Raw genomic sequence first — 17,127 nt, 5'->3', positions numbered from 1 at the left:
TTCCCTTACTGAATGCGAGAGTTGACGTCGTTGACGGCCGTCTTGTAGCGCTTGTTGCTGATGGTCCAGACGAAGTTGCCGTAGATCAGATCGAGGAAGACGTCCTGTGTCAGCCGGTCGAACACCTTGATGCACTCGATGTCTTCGATCATGTCATCGAGCCGGGCCTGGAAGAACTCCTTGAACGTTGTCTCGTCGCTCACATCGCAGAGCCGGAAACAGTTGGTGATCTGGCCCAGCGAGACCTCGCGGTCATAGGAATAGAAGTCGTTGACGATGGTGAGTCCGCGGGTGGTCATCCGCGCGGCCAGGCTTGTCTTGGCGTGTTCGGTGAACTCCGGATGCCGGTAGATCGGGTACGACATCTTCATCCAGAAGTCGACACCGATGTCCGTGACCCGGAAACGGAAATACTGCTCCGGGGACGTGGTGCACAGCGCCGCCTTGATCGGCGAGTTGCGGAACATGTGGTCGCTGGTGACGAAGGCGCGCGCGGCCTCGTACGCGACCTCCGCGTCCTCGGAGCCGTAGTACTTCTCGCAGATCGCGCGCAGCCGCGGCAGGAAGAGGTCGAAGTCATGCAGTGCGGGATCCATGTCGTCCCACACGAACGTCACGCAGTTCAGGACACAGACGGCTTTGAATGCCTCCATGTCCTTGATATGGCGGGGACTTTGGGACCACAGCACCACCCCCATATAGGAGATCCAGCGCTCATCGGAAACCGATTTACCGAGGGGGGCCACCGCCGCGTTGCAGTCGTCTATGACCTCGCGCAGTTCGGCGTCGGTCAATTCGACCTTGGCGGGCCGGGTGACGACATAGCGGTCGAACATCTCCTGGAAGCGGCCAGTGCATTCCTCCAGGTACGGGCGGACGCTGCTCCGGCTGATGTCCTGGGCCCCGGCCGTGGAAAGTCCTGTCGTCATGAGTTCCTCACAGTGGCCATGCGGGCGATCAGCTTCAGCGCGTTGACCGCGTCCGCGGTGAATGGGGCGTCGTCGAGGGCCCGCAGGGCCTGTGTCCGGCGGTCGTCGATCATCTGCTCGACGGCCTCGCGGGCGGTGGTGGCGGCGAAGATCTCCTGGATGGTCACGGCGTCCCGCTCGTCCAGCAGCGGATTGCCGATGAGGCTGCGCAACCGCGCCGCCTGGGCGCGGTCCGAGCCGCGCAGGGCGAGCGCGATCAGGGTGGTGTTCTTCCCGGCCCGCAGATCGTCCAGCTGGGACTTGCCGGTCGAATCCGGATCGCCGTACACGCCCAGCAGATCGTCGCGGAGCTGGAACGCCTCGCCGAGCGGCAGGGCGTAGGCGGTGAACGCCTCCATGGCCTCCGGGCCGGCACCCGCGATGGCGGCTCCGACGTGCAGCGGGCGCTCGATGGTGTACTTGGCGGTCTTGTACCGGTTGACGGTGAGGGTGGCCTCGACGTCGTCCGTCAGCTCCCCGGTGGCCTGCAGATCGAGGTACTGGCCCAGCATCACCTCGGTGCGCATCTCCGACAGCAGCGGCAGCACGGCGTCGAACTGGGCGGGGGTGAGGCCGGCCGAGTGCAGGAGTTCGTCCGACCAGGTGAGCGCGAGGTCGCCGAGCAGCACCGCCCCGCTGACCCCGAACCGCTCGATCTGATCCGGCCTGCGGTCGGCGGCGCACAGCGCGGCCAGGGTGCGATGGATGGTCGGCCGGCCGCGGCGGGTGTCGCTGTCGTCCATGACGTCGTCGTGGATCAGCGCGAAGGCGTGGAACATCTCCAGGCAGGCGGCCACCCGGAACACCGCGTCGGTGTCCTCACCGCCGCCGACGGCCTGCCAGCCGGTGACACACAACAGGGGCCGTATGCGTTTTCCGCCGGACAGGAAATCCTTGAGCAGTCCGGAGAGATATGGCAGATGGTGTTGCGGAGTGGTACGGGCCTTGGCCGTCAGAAAGTCTTCGAGTACGACGTCCACCGACTCGCGGACGGTATCCGCGTCCGAGCGGCCGGGGCTGAGCGTGGGTGTGGTCATGCGACTGACTCCTCCACGTCGAAATGTCGATATCCGTTGATTAAGGAGAAAAAACAGGCGCGCGGAAACCCTTGCTTCTCCGGAAAAGATGGATTGCCGTCCGCGCTGTGTGCGGCACCATGAAGGCAGAAGCGGGGCGCGACCGCTGCCTCATGGTCGATATGTCGAACGCGCCGCGACGGGTGCGAAGATCAGACGCTCAAGCAGTCATGAGATCGGCGCGGTCGGGTCATTTCCGCGCATGGAATCCAAGCCAGCCCGCAATGGGGTACTGGCCGGTGGGACACCCGCGTCGGCATCATCGGTCCGATGGATGCCAGGTGTGCGCGGGCACACTCAATTACGCCCATTTATTCCCCCTGAGTGCCGCCGGTCCCCCCACTCGGACATCAGTAGTCTAGACGCAAGATCGACGGATTCGGAAGCCCGTTCTGGTATCACGCCTATCACTTGACGGCCGGGGGTCGGTGAGGTCTCGCCGTGCGCGAGGCGGTCCGAAACGGGCAACTCGCCCCGTACGCGGCGAGCATCAGCGGAATAAACGGCCCGCAATATTGCGACGGAGGGTTCGTTGAAGGCTGAGCAGGGCCCCGCCTTCGCCGGCGGAGCCCCGTTCAATAGCCGTGCACCGTCCGATCTTGTGGTGCCGGACGTCGCGCCGTCGGACGTAGCGGTGTCAGGCGTCGCGGTGTCAGACCTAACGGGGTCAGACCTTGCGGTAGTCGTACGCCTCCGAGGCCGCCTGGAGCACCCCGTCCACATCCGCCCCGGTGGAGGCGGTGACGAGCGCCGCGACCGCCCCCTCCACGAGCGGCGCGTCCACCAATCGGGTGCCCTCCGGCAGTTCATCGCCCTCGGCCAGCAGCGCCTTGACGGCCAGGACCGCGCTGCCCAGGTCCACCAGGACCGCCACTCCGGCGCCCCGGTCGACCGCCTGGGCCGCCTCCGCTATGAGCTCCGGACTGGTGCCGAACCCGCCGTCCGCGGTGCCGCCCGCGGCGCGGACCGGTGCCGCGCCGCCGCCGGACAGCCCCTTCGCCATCTCGGCCACCGAGTCCGCCACCGCCGCGCTGTGCGACACCAGCACTATGCCGACCAGCTTCTTCTCACCCGCGTCGGTCATCGTGCCGCCTCCGCCAGTGCCGCGATGAGCAGGGCCGACGAGGTGGCCCCCGGGTCCTGATGGCCGATGCTGCGCTCACCCAGATAGCTGGCCCTGCCCTTGCGGGCCAGCATGGGCACGGTGGCCAGCGCGCCCTTCTCGGCGGCCTCGCCCGCGGCCGCGAACGACCCGGTGGCCCCGCCCAGCGCCTCGACGGCGGGGAGTAGCGCGTCCAGCATCGTCTTGTCGCCGGGCGCGGCGCCGCCGAGCTGCGCCACCGCGTCCACCCCGGCCCGCAGCGCGTCCGCCAGCTGCTGCGGGGTGATCTGCTCGGCGTCGCCGAGCGCCTTGCCGGCCCGGCGCAGCAGCGTTCCGTACAGCGGTCCGGAGGCCCCGCCCACCTTGGAGATCAGCTGGCGCCCGGCCAGGATGAGCGTGGCCCCGGGCGAGCCCGGCGGCTCCTTCTCCAGCGCCTCGGCCACGGCGGCGAAGCCGCGCTGCATATTGGTGCCGTGGTCGGCGTCGCCGATCGCGGAGTCAAGATCCGTGAGGCGGGCCGCCTCACGGCTCACGGACGTGGCCGCGGCGGTGAGCCATCGGAGGAAGAAAGGGGTGTCGAGCGTGTCATCGATGGCGGGTTCACTGCTGGACACAGGCGCCTCCTCGGTCGTAGCCAACGGCGACAGCGTACGTATCGGGGGCCGGCCGGCCTCAGGCACCCCAGCGCAGCCCGGCGGTCCGCACGGGCGCGTCCCACAGCCGCAGGAGGTCCTCGTCGACCTGGCACAGCGTGATCGAGGCGCCCGCCATGTCGAGTGACGTGACGTAGTTGCCGACGAGCGTACGCGCCACCGCCACCTGCCGCTCGCCGAGCGCCCGGTGCACCTCGGCGGCGAAGCCGTACAGCTCGAGCTGCGGAGTCGCGCCCATGCCGTTGACCAGGAGCAGCACCGGGTTCTCCGGGCGCAGGTCCTCGACCACCACCTGCACCGCGTAGTCGGCGATCTCGTGGGAGGTCATCATCGCCCGCCGCTCGCGCCCGGGCTCGCCATGGATGCCCACGCCCAATTCCAGCTCCCCGTCGGGGAGCTCGAAGGTGGGGCCGCCCTTGGACGGGGTGGAACAGGGGCTGAGCGCGACACCGAAGCTCCGCGAGAGCTCGTTCACCCGCCGGGCGATCGACTCCACCCGCTCCAGCGGCGCGCCCTCGGCGGCCGCCGCGCCCGCGATCTTCTCTACGAACAGAGTGGCCCCGGTGCCGCGCCGGCCGGCCGTGTAGAGGCTGTCGGTCACCGCCACATCGTCGTTGACCAGGACCTTCGCGACCTGGATGCCCTCGTCCTCGGCAAGCTCGGCGGCCATGTCGAAGTTGAGCACATCGCCCGTGTAGTTCTTGATGATGAACAGCACGCCCTTGCCGCTGTCCACCGCCGCCGCGGCGCGCACCATCTGATCCGGCACGGGGGAGGTGAACACCTCGCCGGGGCAGGCGGCGTCGAGCATGCCGCTCCCCACGAAACCGCCGTGCAGCGGCTCGTGTCCCGATCCGCCGCCGGAGACCAGTCCCACCTTGCCCTCGACCGGCGCGTCCCGCCGGACGATCACCCGGTTCTCGACGTCGACGATCAGTTCGGGGTGACAGGCGGCCATTCCGCGCAGCGCGTCGGCGACCACCGTCTCGGGGACGTTGATGAGCATCTTCATGGGTGTGTCCGTCCTCCGCCGGATGGGGGCTGTGCACCGCTGCAACAGCCTACGGATCCGTCACGTCCATGGCACCCCTTGGACACTGAGCCGGATGGCCTAATAGGACGAAAAAGGTACATAGGCATCATATGGTGCGCGCATGGAGAATACTGCCGCACCGGCGGCCGCCGTCCTGCCCCCGCGCCCCCAGCCACGCCAGCCGCGGCGGTACCGTCGCCCGACCCCCTGGCTCGGGCTGGTGGCCATCGGATACGCCGTGGTCCAGCTCGCCATGGTGATCCCGCACACCGGCCACGCGCTGGGCTGGGACGAGTCCGTGTACGTCTCCCAGGTCGACCCGCGCACCCCGCCCGCGTACTTCAGCGCACCCCGCTCGCGCGGCGTCAGTCTCCTGGTCGCGCCCGTCGTGGCGGCGACCGACTCCATTCCTGCACTGCGGCTCCTGCTCATGCTGGTCTCCGCGGGCGCGCTCTACGGCGCCTTCCGGGTCTGGACCCGGCTGCTGCCCCCGGCCCAGGTCGCCCTGGCCGCGCTGCTCTTCTCCGGACTGTGGATCACCCAGATCAGCGGGCCCGCGGTGATGCCCAACCTCTGGGTGGCGATCGGCGCCGTCGCCGCCGTCGGCTGGTTCCTCCGCGCGCCGCACGAGACCAATGCCCGCTGGTGGCTGGCCGCCGTCCTCGCGGGTGTCACCCTGGTGCGTACCCCCGACGGAGGATGGCTCACCCTGCCGCTGCTGATCGGCGCGATCGGGGTGCGCACCTGGCGGCCGGCCCTGCCCGCGCTGATCGGCGGGCCGCTGCTCGGCGCCGCCCAGTGGATCGGTGAGGCGTACGACCGCTTCGGCGGCATCGGCGAGCGGCTGAACATCTCCAGCGATGTCGAGGGCGGCATGGGCCTCCACTTCAGCGTGGGGGCCGCGCTGCGCAGTCTCAACGGACCTCAGCTGTGCCGCCCCTGCGAGGTGCCGCTGCGCCACCCGGAGCTGACCGTATGGTGGCTGGCACTGCCCGTGCTGACCCTTCTGTGTGTTCATGCCGCGCTGCGCGACCGCCAAGAGCTGCGCCGGATGCGGGTGGGGCTGGGCAGACCGGCCGCCCGGCTCCCCGCCGTACCGCTGACCGTGCTGCCCATCGTCTGCGCGGCCACCCTCGCCCTGCCGTATCTGCTGCTCATCGACTACTCCGCACCGCGCTTCCTGATGCCCTCCTACGCGCTGCTGGCACTGCCGATCGCCGGGCTGGTGTTCCGTGCGGTGCGGGCCGCGCGCTCACCGCAGCACCTGGCGGTCGCCCTCGGGGTGGTCATCACCCTCCATCTGGCCAGCCAGTTCGTCATCCTCAACCACACCGCCAAGCAGTCCGACAACACCACCGGGCGCTATCGCACCGCCGCGCAGGGGCTGCAGCGGCTGGGGCTGCGGCCGCCCTGTCTGGTGACCGGCGACCGGGCCCAGCCCGTCGCGTACCACGCGGGCTGCTCCTCCGCGCAGACCAGCGGCAACAACCGGTCCACCACCCTCCCCACGCTGCTGCGCCGCGCCGCCCGTGAGCCCACCGCGCTGCTGCTGCGGCGCGGCCAGACCCGGCCGCCGTCCTACGCCCGGACCTGGGTCGCCTATCCGCTGCCGGGCACCGAGTGGAACGCGTATCTGCCACCGGATCAGGCGCGGGAGTGGGAAGCCGGGAAATCCCGACAGGAGACGTCCGGAAACGGCCCGAGCATGGGCGCCGTGTCGATGACCTACCCGACCACCAGCTGGGCCGGATTCGCGGCGGCCGAGCCCGCCTTCGCCGACTACGCCCAGGACCGCTTCGGCCGCTACCGCCACCATGTGCTGGCCACCCTGCGCCAGGACGGCTCCCCGCGGGTGACCCCGCTCGAAGTCACCTTCCTCTCCGGCGAGTTGTGGCTGGGCATGATGCCCGACTCGCGCAAGGCGCCGGACCTGCGCCGCGATGCGCGGTTCTCGGTGCAGGCCAACCCGGGCCCCGGCGCTGGGCTGACCGAGGGCGATGTGCGGGTGAGCGGCCGGGCGGTCGAGGTGACCGACCCCGGGACCGTCGCCCGCTTCGCCGAGGAGGTCCGGCCGCCCGAGCCCTTCCACCTCTACCGCGCCGAGCTGACCGAGGTGGTGCACACCGCCCTGGAGAACGGGCAGATGGTGCTGCGCACCTGGCGTCCGGGCCAGCCGGTACAGGTCGTACGGCGCGGCACCGACGACAGCCCGCCCCGGGTGGAGGGCTGAGGCCCGGGCCGTGGACCGGGTCGACGGGCCCGGTCCACGGCCCTTCCGTATTGTTGGAACACGTTCTACCGTGCCCCTCGATCCCAGGACGCTCCCAGACCGCCGTACGGCGCACGCGAGACTCCAGGAGGGGCCGTGGACCTCGAATACACCCCTGATCAGCGGCGGTTGCGCGATGAGCTGCGCGCGTACTTCGCCCAACTGGTCCCCGACGACGCCTACGCCCGCTATGCCGACTCCACCGGGCAGAAGCGGTTCTACCGCGAGACCATCCGCCGGCTCGGCACCGACGGCTGGCTGGGGGTCGGCTGGCCCCAGGAGTACGGCGGGCGCGGGCTCGGCCCGGTCGAGCAGTTCATCTTCTTCGACGAGGCGGCCCAGGCCGGCGTGCCGCTGCCGCTGATGGCGCTCAATACGGTCGGGCCCACGATCATGCGGTTCGGCACCGAGGAGCAGAAGGCGTACTTCCTGCCCAAGGTCCTCTCCGGCGAGATCGACTTCGCGATCGGCTACAGCGAGCCCGACGCCGGTACCGACCTCGCCTCCCTCAAGACCCGCGCGGTGCGCGACGGCGACACCGCCTCCGGCTACTACACCGTCAATGGCCAGAAGACCTGGACGACCAACGGCGACACCGCCGACTGGGTCTGGCTCGCGGTCCGCACCGACCCCGACGCCAAACCCCACAAGGGCATCAGCATCCTGCTGGTCCCGACCGCCGACCCCGGCTACTCCGCCACCCTCATCAAGACCCTCGCCTCCCACGACACCACCGCCAGCTACTACGAGAACATCCGCGTCCCGGCCACCCGCCGGGTCGGCCCCGAGAACGAGGGCTGGCGCATGATCACCACCCAGCTCAACTACGAGCGGGTCACCCTCGCCGCCCACGGCACCATGGCCATCCGCGCCCTGCGCGGCGTCCGCCAGTGGGCCGCCGACACCAAGCTCCCCGACGGCCGCCGGGTGATCGACCTGGCCTGGGTGCGCGGCCGGCTGGCCCGTACACACGCCCGGCTGGACGCCATGAAGGTGCTCAACTGGCAGATGGTGGACGCCCTCCAGCGCGACACCCTGACCCCGCAGGACGCCTCCGCCGTCAAGGTGTACGGCTCCGAGGCGCGCCGCGACGCCTACGCCTGGCTGATGGAGATCGTCGGCGCCGCGGGTCCGCTCAAGGAGGGCTCGGCGGGCGAGGTCCTCCACGGAGAGCTGGAGCGTGGCTACCGCAGCAGCGTCGTCTTCACCTTCGGCGGTGGCAACAACGAGATCCAGCGGGAGATCATCTCCTGGATCGGCCTGGGGATGCCACGGGTGCGCCGCTGAGAAGGTGAGGGGGTCTGGAAGCCCGCAGTGCTGTATGCGCAGGGAGCGTCTCCCCGATGCTGTGCTGCGCCTGTCCTTCACCGTGACTGGCTCGGCGCGGACGTGAAGACCTCCGTCTTCACCTTCGGCGGCCGCGGGGAGAACGCGATGGCGTCGGCGGCCAGCGCGGTGACGGGAAGGGCCACCACCGCGGTGCGGGCCGTGTACCTGACGGTGCGGCCTTGTCGTTCGGCGCTGACGGTGACTGAGGTCGTGGAGTACTCCACGCGCTTGACGACGGTTTCGCGCTGGATGGACAGGCCCTTGGCGAGGGGGCCAGGATCTGGTTGTAGCCCCCGATCCCACGCCGAGGCGTTCTCTCCGTGGATCCACTCGCATCCGTACTCCGGCACGGGCGGCGACGTGCGGTCGGTGAACATGCGGCCGCCGATACGGTCGCGGGCTTCGAGGACGACGACCTCCCTGCCCTGGCCGGCGAGTCGCGGGCCGCGGCCGGTCCGGCGACGCCGGCGCCGATGACGTCGAGGTCGTCCCGCCCGCGGTTGCTCCGGTTGCCGCCGCCCCCGTTCTCCTTCGCACACGCTGCGAGGGTTCCGGTCGCGACCGCTGCCGCGCCACGGGGGGATGGCCCGCCGGCTCAGCAGGCGGAGCTTGTGTTCCATGACGCCTCGGCTCTCGGTTCGTGAAGGCTCTGTGCGGCCCGCACTTCCCGCCCCGGCCGTCCGACCGACATCCACCGGACCGGCGGTCGTACCCCCGCCGGTCAGCGGTGCGGGGCGGGATCCCCCAGGGGGACCGGGTCAGTGAGCCGGGGGGCCGGTGGCTGCCGTACTCCGCCTCGTAGCCGGTGGCCGGGATGCCGCGGACGTGCGGGACGCGGGCGAGCGTGAGCCCGCCGAGTCCGGCGCCGATGATCGTGACGTGAGTGGTCATGCGGATTCCTTGCCTGTCGGATGCCCGCCGGATGGGCACCCGGCAGGCTCTCCGGCAAGGCTCCGGCCCTCCGCCCACAAACCACCGGCCCTGCGCCGACAAGCCACCGGCATCGGACCGACAGCCCCGGGATACCACCGACACCGCGGCTCCGGCGGCTCTCGTGACACACGCCGCGGTGCGATGTCTCGTTGGCACCGCCCGGGCGGCAGCGCGGTGCGCCGGCGCCGACTGCCGGCGAAAACGCCCTGGACGGTGTGGAGCCGGCGACCCTGCCGAGGAAAAGCGTGTCGTGCGTGGTTCCCGTGCGGCATGCTGTCGGAAGGGTGAGGAGGGGCGGCTCAGCTGGGGCGTCGCCTTGCCCGGAGGGAACGTCCGACCCGGGGGGAACATGCGGCTTGTGGTGACGGTACGTGGCGATGAGGACGGCGTGGAGGGCGGCCTCGCGGAACTCGGAACGTGGCTGACGGACGTACCGCAGCTGAGAGGGCGCGTCGACCGGGTGGAACGGGGCGGTGTTCCGGCGGGGGCGATGGGGCCGGCCGCCGACGCGTTGGTGGCGGTGCTGGAGCCCGGCGGGGTCGCCGCGGCCTTCGCGGGGGCACTGGTGGCCTGGGTGCAGACCCGTCGCAGCAGCCACACGATCAGTGTGACCCGGCCCGATGGCACCCGGATCACCATCTCCTCCCGCCAGGCCCGCGCGCTGAGCCCGCAGGAGGCGGCCGACCTCGCCGAACGCCTGGCACGCCCCCCGCGGGACGGGGCGGACTCGCCGGACTCCCCGACGACATGACCGGCGGTCTCGCGGCACCCGGCGCGCGAGCCGTGCTGTTCGGCACCGGGGGCCACATCCGCGGGTCGAAACTGGAAGATCTGCCGTCCGTCGATACCACGCTCGACGATCTTCGGGACACTCTGCTCGACGTGTGCGGCATGGCGCCGGGGCACGTCGTGCGCGTCCCGGCTCACGCCCATGCCGCCGAGGTGGTCGGTGCGGTCGAGGAGGCGACAGCCGCCGACGGCGGACCCGTGCTGTTCTACTACGCCGGGCACGGTCTGCTCGGTCCGCGCGACGACCTGTACCTCGCCACCCGGGCCAGCCGATCCGCCCGGCACGTCGCACAGTCCGTCTCCTACCGCACGATCCGTGACCTGCTGGGCGAGGCGCCGAGTGGCAGCCTCGTCGTCCTCGACTGCTGCTTCTCCGGCCGTGCGGGTGCTCCGCCCGCGCAGGGCGGGGCGCGTCGGGCCTTCGCCTCCTCGCGGCCCCGGGGCAGCTTCCTGCTCACATCGGCCTCGCACTACGCGCTCTCGTTCGCCCCCGAGGGCGAACGGCACACCCTGTTCAGCGGGCGGCTGCTCGAACTGCTCAACGCGGGAGACCCGGCCGGACCACTGTGGCTGACCGCCGACCGGCTGCATGCCGCGCTCGACGAGGAGTTCGCGGACGACGGGCGCGTCAATCCGGCCCGGCAGAGTGAGGGCACGCTGGGATCGCTCGTGCTCGCCCGCAACCGCGCCTACCCGGCCGGTCGAACCGAGGAGGCCGACCGGCCGGCGGACCTGCCGTGCCCGTACCCAGGGCTGCAGCCGTACCGCGCGGAGGACAGTGCGCACTTCTTCGGACGCGAGGAACTCACCTCGCGGCTCTTCGAGATGGTCGAGGACGCGCCGGACGACGGCCCGGTGGTGCTGGTGGGCGCCTCCGGCGCGGGCAAGTCGTCCGTGCTGCGCGCCGGCCTGCTCGCCGGTCTCGAGGCCCGTGCCACCTCGCTTGCCCCCGCGCTGCTGGTTCCGGCCCCTGGGCCGCACCCGATGCGCACCCTGGCCGAGGCGTGGGCACGAGCCACCGGGCGTGACACGCGAGAGGTACGGACCGAACTGGAACGTGGGTGCTTCCCACCGCCGCTGCACGAGCAGCCCGCCTGCCGACTGCTGGTGGTCGATCAGTTCGAGGAGATCTTCACACGGTGCCACACGCCGGATGAGCGCGCCGCGTTCGTCTCCGTGCTCACCCGGAACGGGCCCCGCTCCACACCCCGCGTCGTCCTCGCCCTGCGCGCCGACCACTACGGAAGCTGCCTGGAGGAGCCCGGGCTCGAAAGGGCTCTGGCCCGGGCCCAGCTCACCGTTCCCCCGCTGCGCGAGCGGGAGCTGCGCGCCGCTGTCGAGGGCCCGGCAGCGGCCGTGGGACTGACCGTCGAGCCGGGGCTGACCGACCGGCTGCTGCACGACCTGCGGTCGGGGCGCTCAGCCCATGACGCGGCGGCCGCACTGCCGTTCCTGGCCCACGTGTTGCGGGAGACATGGCGTCGCCGCAGCGGAAGCCGGCTCACCCTCTCCGGATATCAGGCCACGAAGGGCATCTGGCATTCGGTGGCCACCACGACCCAGCGCTTCTACGACTCACTGGACGGTGAGGGACGCGCGATGATGCGGGAGCTGCTGCTGCGTCTGGTCCATCTCCCCCCGGACGGCGGAGCCCCGGTCGTACGGCATCGGGTTCCGCTCGCCGCCGTGCCGGCCGGGTCGGAAGACATCCGCGAACGGCTGGCCGACGCACGTCTCTTGACGGCGGACAAGGACACGGTGCAGATCGCGCACGAGGCACTGCTGCGGGCCTGGCCCCAGCTTCGGCGGTGGATCGAGGAAGATGCCGCGACCCTGCTGCTGCGGCAACAGCTGGGAACCGCTGCCGAGGAGTGGGACACCGCGGGACGTGATGCCGCCTTCCTCTACCGGGGGAGTCGGCTCCAGGCGGCTGTTGAACTCGCCGAGCAGTCCGAACTGCTGGCCACGGAAGCGGAGTTCCTCGCGGCCGGACAGGCTGCGGCCACGAGCGAACTGCATCGCGAGCAGCGCCGGACCAGGATGCTGAAACGAGCACTGGCCGCTGTCGCCGTCGCCCTGTGCCTCGCGCTCGTCGCCGCCGTCGTCGCGGTGCGACAGCAGCGGAACGCGGAAGCGCAGCAACGGCTGGCCACCGCCCGCTCGCTGTTGGCCGAGGCCGGCAACCTCGATACGACCGACCCGCGCACCGCACTGCGGCTCGGCCTCGCCGCCTACGCGCTGCGTCCCAGTGCCGACGCCCGCCGTGCGCTCTTCGACACCCTGGCCGGGAACGCGTTCCGCGGCGCCTCCAGGCTGCCCGCGTCGGAGACCGATGGGGTGCTCGCCGCCGGTGGGCGGAGGCTGGCCACGGTGAGCGGTGAGGATCTGGCACTGTGGGACACCAGCCGCCGCTCGGTTCCCCGCACCCCGCTGGCACGACTGGCGTGTCCCTCGAAGGACGGCGCGGGCTCGAGCGTGGCCTTCGGCGGGCCCGACGACCGGATGCTCGCGGCCACGTGCGGTGAAGACGAGGTGCGGCTGTGGAACGTCGCCGGCCCGTGGCGGGACGGGGGGTCGCGTCAGGTGGCGACGCTGCGGGCGGAGGACGTGACGGACGAGACCGATCGACCGGCCGGGGTCGCCGTGAGCCCGGACGGAAGCATGGTGGCGGCCATCGGCTGGTCCCGGCACGGCGGTCCCGGCATGCTCACCCTGTGGGACGTCCGAGATCCGAGGAGCCCGCGACGGCTCTCCGTCGTCAAGGACACCTCGCGTCTGAGCCTGCAGAGCGACCGGGTGGCGTTCAGCCCGGACGGCCACCTGCTCGCCACCGCGGACAGCAACGGGGACACGCGTTTGTGGGACCTCTCGAACCCCCGCGAGCCCCGGCCCCGTGGAAAGGTGGAAGAGGGCGGCGACGTGTTGGCGTTCAGTCCGGACGGCGAGCTGCTGGCGGTGAGCGACGACCGCGTGGTCAAAATGGTCGACATTCGCTCGCCCCGGCACCCTGAGGTCCTCGACGAATGGACGGCCCATGCGAATACCGTCGGCTCCCTCGACTTCTCCCCGGACGGCCGGCGTCTGGCCAGCGGAGGATGGGACAAAAGCGTTGCCCTGTGGAATGTCGGCGATCCACGGGATGTGACCGGACTGTCCCGGTTGGCCGGGCACTCGTCGTTCGTCGAGGCGACGAGGTTCGGTGCGGACGGCCGCTCGCTGGTCTCGGTGAGCTTCGGTGAGGTCGTCCACTGGGACATGGCCGACGTCGACCAGACGGAGGTCCTGGACGTGATACCGGACGGGAATGACCTGGCCCTGGCGCCGGACGGCACGACACTCGCCGCCACCCGGGGTGCGCGGATCGGCCTGTGGGACCTGGCCGACCCCGCCGAACCACGGCGGCTGGCCGAACTGGACAACCCCGTGGAGAACGCGTACGACGGCGTCGGCGGCACTACCGTCATCGGCACCGGTGATGTCATCTCCGACGTCGCCTTCAGCTCCGACGGCGCCCTGCTCGCGACACTGAACCACGACCGGAGGGTCACCCTCTGGGATGTCTCCGACCCGGCCCGTCCACGGATTGCCGGCTCCTTGAGCAGCGACAACCAAGGGGCCGTCGGACCCTCGCTGGCCTTCGCCCCCGACGCGCCGCTGCTCGCCGTCAACGACCTGGAACAGGTCCGCGTCTGGGACGTCTCCGACCCCGCCCGGCCCGCCGTGACCCGATCCCGCACCCTTGGCGGGCTGAGGGAGGTCGCCTTCAGCCCGGACGGCCGCCGGCTCTTGCTGGCGGGGGTGAGGGTCCACCTCTGGGACCTCTCCTCCGGGAAGCTGACCTTGCTGTCCGGCGACCACTTCTACCTGGCAGGCTCCTGGGCGGCGTTCGCTCCCGGGGGGAACACCGTGGCGGCCGTCGCTCAGCTGCCCCCGACCACGGGCCCGGACATCGGTGTGCACCTGTGGGACGCGGAACACGCGGGAAGCGCACGCCTGCGGGGCGAGACCGAACCGATGGGAGGGGACGCCGCGAAGACCAACCGGCTCGCCTTTCATCCCGAGGGCGATCTGCTGGCCGGTGCGGGGGAGGACGGCGCCGTACGCCTGTGGAGCGTCGCCGACCCCGAGCGGCCGCATCTCGCGCTCACCTTCGGCAGCCACAGCGAGGGCGTCGACGACGTGGTGCTGGGCGGACCACACGGGCGGACCATGATCACATCGAGTGCGGGCTTCGCCTACGTCGTGGACATCGGCGACTACCCCGAGATCGCGGCCGACACCATCGGCATGGCCTGCCGGGTCGCGGGCGGCGGCCTCACCCGTGAACAGTGGGCAGACCACGTACCGGCTGCGGAGTTCGTGGAGACCTGTCCGAAGTCATCCGGGCACGACGGCGCCACATGAGAGGCGCCGCCATCCCGGATCTGATGTCGTGCCGGCGGCGCCTCGGCCAGGTGCGCGCGCCGGCCACCTCGGTCAGGCGCCGATGTACTCCGCCAGGTGCTGGCCGGTGAGGGTGGAGCGCTCGGCGACGAGGTCGGCGGGGGTGCCCTCGAAGACGATGCGGCCGCCGTCATGACCGGCACCGGGGCCGAGGTCGATGATCCAGTCGGCGTGTGCCATGACCGCCTGGTGGTGCTCGATGACGATGACCGACTTGCCGGAGTCGACGAGCCGGTCGAGCAGGCCGAGCAGTTGTTCGACGTCGGCGAGGTGCAGCCCCGTGGTCGGCTCGTCGAGGACGTAGACGCCGCCCTTGTCGGCCATGTGGACGGCCAGCTTGAGCCGCTGCCGCTCGCCGCCGGAGAGCGTGGTGAGCGGCTGGCCGAGGGTGAGGTAGCCGAGTCCGACGTCCGACATCCGCTGGAGGATCTTGTGGGCCGCCGGGGTGCGCGCCTCGCCGCTGCCGAAGAACTCCTCGGCCTCGGCCACCGACATCGCGAGCACCTCGCTGATGTCACGGCCGCCGAAGTGGTACTCCAGCACCGACGCGTCGAACCGCTTCCCCTCGCACTCCTCGCAGGTGGTGGCGGTGCTCTGCATGATCGCCAGGTCGGTGTAGATCACGCCGGCGCCGTTGCAGGTGGGGCAGGCGCCCTCGGAGTTGGCGCTGAACATCGCCGGCTTGACGCCGTTGACCTTCGCGAACGCCTTGCGGATCGGGTCGAGCAGCCCGGTGTACGTCGCCGGGTTGCTCCGGCGTGAGCCGCGGATCGGGGTCTGGTCCACCGAGACCACACCCTCCGGGGCCGGGATGGAACCGTGGAGGAGTGAGCTCTTGCCGGAGCCGGCGACCCCGGTGACGACGCAGAGCACACCGAGCGGGATGTCGACGTCGACGTTCCGCAGGTTATTGGCCGTCGCGCCGCGGATCTCCAGGGCGCCGGTGGCCTTGCGGACCGTCTCCTTGAGCCCGGCCCGGTCGTCGAGATGGCGCCCGGTGACGGTCTCGCTCGCCCGCAGTCCCGCGACGCTGCCCTCGAAGCAGACGGTGCCGCCCGCCGTGCCGGCGCCGGGGCCGAGGTCCACGACGTGGTCGGCGATGGCGATCGTCTCCGGCTTGTGCTCCACCACCAGCACCGTGTTGCCCTTGTCCCGCAGCCGCAGCAGCAGATCGTTCATCCGCTGGATGTCATGCGGGTGCAGGCCGATGGTGGGCTCGTCGAAGACGTAGGTGACATCGGTGAGCGAGGAGCCGAGGTGGCGGATCATCTTGATGCGCTGCGCCTCGCCGCCGGAGAGCGTGCCCGAGGCCCGGTCGAGCGAGAGGTAGCCGAGGCCGATCTCCACGAACGAGTCGAGGGTGTGCCGCACCTTGGCGAGCAGCGGTGCCACCGAGGGCTCGTCCAGTCCGCGGATCCATTCGGCCAGGTCGCGAATCTCCATCGCGCAGGCGTCGGCGATGTTGACCTTGCCGATCCGGGAGGAGCGGGCCAGCTCGCTGAGCCGGCTGCCGCCGCACTCGGAACACTCGGCGAAGGTGACCGCCCGGTCCACGAACGCCCGGATGTGCGGCTGCATCGACTCGCGGTCCTTGGCGAGGAACGACTTCTGGATCTTCGGGATCAGCCCTTCGTAGGTGAGGTTGACGCCGTTGATCTTCACCTTGGTGGGCTCGCGGTGGAGGAAGTCGTGCCGCTCCTTCTTGGTGTACTCGCGGATCGGCTTGTCCTTGTCGAAGAAGCCCGATTCGGCGATGACCCGCACGACCCAGCCGCCACCGGTGTAGGTGGGGATGGTGAACGGGTCCTCGGCGAGCGACTTGGAGTCGTCGTAGAGCTGGGTGAGGTCGATGTCGGAGACCGAGCCCCGGCCCTCGCAGTGCGTGCACATGCCGCCGGTGCGGCTGAAGCTCACCGTCTCGGTCTTGGTCTTCTCGGTACCGCGGTCGACCGTGAACCCACCCCTCGCCGAGACCGAGGCGACGTTGAAGGAGTACGCGCCGGGCGGGCCGATGTGCGGCTCGCCGAGCCGGCTGAAGAGGATGCGCAGCATCGCGTTGGCGTCGGTGGCGGTGCCGACGGTGGAGCGGGGGTCGGACCCCATCCGCTGCTGGTCGACGATGATCGCGCTGGTCAGCCCGTCGAGTACATCGACCTCGGGCCGCGCCTGCGTCGGCATGAAGCCCTGCACGAAGGTGCTGTAGGTCTCGTTGATCAGCCGCTGCGACTCCGCGGCGATGGTGGTGAACACCAGCGAGCTCTTGCCCGAACCGGAGACGCCGGTGAACACCGTCAGCCGACGCTTCGGGATCTCGATGCTGACGTCCTTGAGGTTGTTCTCGCGCGCGCCGTGCACCCGGATCAGATCGTGGCTGTCGGCGACGTGGGGCACAGGTGACCGCTGGTCCGTGTCCGTGGCCATGCTCATCGTGTCTCCATCTGTTCGGGCGGTGCCGCCTTCGCGATCTCCAGCGGTGTCGCCTGGCTCGATCTGACCAGCTTCGAACAATACGTCCGGTTCGCCGGTCGTGGC

The 17,127-nt window shown here is 70.7% G+C and carries 11 protein-coding genes; 4 read left to right on the top strand and 7 right to left on the bottom strand.

What is annotated here, in order from left to right; genetic code table 11:
• Positions 1 to 5 precede the first annotated feature (5 nt).
• From AS97_RS06170 to dhaK, 5 genes are all read right to left on the bottom strand, one after another.
• Positions 6 to 929 (bottom strand): hypothetical protein, encoded by a 924-nt coding sequence (locus AS97_RS06170; RefSeq protein ID WP_059145493.1) that lies wholly within the window; start codon positions 927 to 929, stop codon positions 6 to 8.
• Positions 926 to 2,005: a polyprenyl synthetase family protein gene (locus AS97_RS06165; protein ID WP_059145492.1), complete on the bottom strand. Its 1,080-nt coding sequence runs from the start codon at positions 2,003 to 2,005 to the stop codon at positions 926 to 928. Before AS97_RS06165 ends, AS97_RS06170 begins: the two co-directional genes overlap by 4 nt.
• 706 nt (positions 2,006 to 2,711) lie before the next feature.
• On the bottom strand, positions 2,712 to 3,128 hold the full coding sequence (locus AS97_RS06160) for a PTS fructose transporter subunit IIA (RefSeq protein WP_210564474.1): 417 nt from the start codon (positions 3,126 to 3,128) through the stop codon (positions 2,712 to 2,714).
• A complete protein-coding gene (gene dhaL, locus AS97_RS06155) occupies positions 3,125 to 3,760 on the bottom strand; it encodes a dihydroxyacetone kinase subunit DhaL (RefSeq protein ID WP_210564473.1) in 636 nt (211 codons plus the stop codon). The genes AS97_RS06160 and dhaL overlap by 4 nt, the downstream gene beginning before the upstream one ends.
• Before the next feature lie 58 nt (positions 3,761 to 3,818).
• Positions 3,819 to 4,811: a dihydroxyacetone kinase subunit DhaK gene (dhaK, locus tag AS97_RS06150; protein WP_086709569.1), complete on the bottom strand. Its 993-nt coding sequence runs from the start codon at positions 4,809 to 4,811 to the stop codon at positions 3,819 to 3,821.
• Positions 4,812 to 4,953: 142 nt separating this feature from the next.
• Between dhaK and AS97_RS06145 the strand changes: the two genes are divergently transcribed.
• Both AS97_RS06145 and AS97_RS06140 read left to right on the top strand, forming a co-directional pair.
• Positions 4,954 to 7,062, top strand: a complete 2,109-nt coding sequence (locus tag AS97_RS06145) for a pyridoxamine 5'-phosphate oxidase family protein (RefSeq protein WP_210564472.1) — start codon at positions 4,954 to 4,956, stop codon at positions 7,060 to 7,062.
• A 135-nt stretch (positions 7,063 to 7,197) separates the two neighbouring features.
• Positions 7,198 to 8,388 carry an acyl-CoA dehydrogenase family protein gene (locus AS97_RS06140; RefSeq protein ID WP_210564471.1) on the top strand — a complete coding sequence of 397 codons (1,191 nt, stop codon included), beginning with the start codon at positions 7,198 to 7,200 and terminating at the stop codon, positions 8,386 to 8,388.
• Positions 8,389 to 8,465: 77 nt separating this feature from the next.
• Here the strand turns inward: AS97_RS06140 and AS97_RS48465 are convergent, their stop codons facing one another.
• The gene (locus tag AS97_RS48465) at positions 8,466 to 9,050 is read right to left on the bottom strand and encodes an FAD-dependent oxidoreductase (RefSeq protein WP_276527164.1); all 585 of its coding nucleotides are present in this window, start codon (positions 9,048 to 9,050) and stop codon (positions 8,466 to 8,468) included.
• A 671-nt stretch (positions 9,051 to 9,721) separates the two neighbouring features.
• Between AS97_RS48465 and AS97_RS06125 the strand changes: the two genes are divergently transcribed.
• Together AS97_RS06125 and AS97_RS06120 are read left to right on the top strand one after the other, a co-directional pair.
• Positions 9,722 to 10,114 carry a hypothetical protein gene (locus tag AS97_RS06125; RefSeq protein WP_143670360.1) on the top strand — a complete coding sequence of 131 codons (393 nt, stop codon included), beginning with the start codon at positions 9,722 to 9,724 and terminating at the stop codon, positions 10,112 to 10,114.
• The gene (locus tag AS97_RS06120; RefSeq protein ID WP_210564470.1) at positions 10,111 to 14,556 is read left to right on the top strand and encodes a caspase family protein; all 4,446 of its coding nucleotides are present in this window, start codon (positions 10,111 to 10,113) and stop codon (positions 14,554 to 14,556) included. Before AS97_RS06125 ends, AS97_RS06120 begins: the two co-directional genes overlap by 4 nt.
• 72 nt (positions 14,557 to 14,628) lie before the next feature.
• Here AS97_RS06120 and AS97_RS06115 read toward each other — a convergent pair whose 3' ends face one another.
• Complete coding sequence (locus tag AS97_RS06115; protein ID WP_059145483.1) at positions 14,629 to 17,022, bottom strand: excinuclease ABC subunit UvrA; 2,394 nt, start codon at positions 17,020 to 17,022, stop codon at positions 14,629 to 14,631.
• Positions 17,023 to 17,127: the final 105 nt, after the last annotated feature.

This window comes from Streptomyces sp. AgN23, from assembly GCF_001598115.1.
Classification (GTDB): domain Bacteria; phylum Actinomycetota; class Actinomycetes; order Streptomycetales; family Streptomycetaceae; genus Streptomyces; species Streptomyces antimycoticus.
Note: the sequence above shows the minus strand (reverse complement) of the source record. Positions and strands in the feature narration are given on the sequence as shown.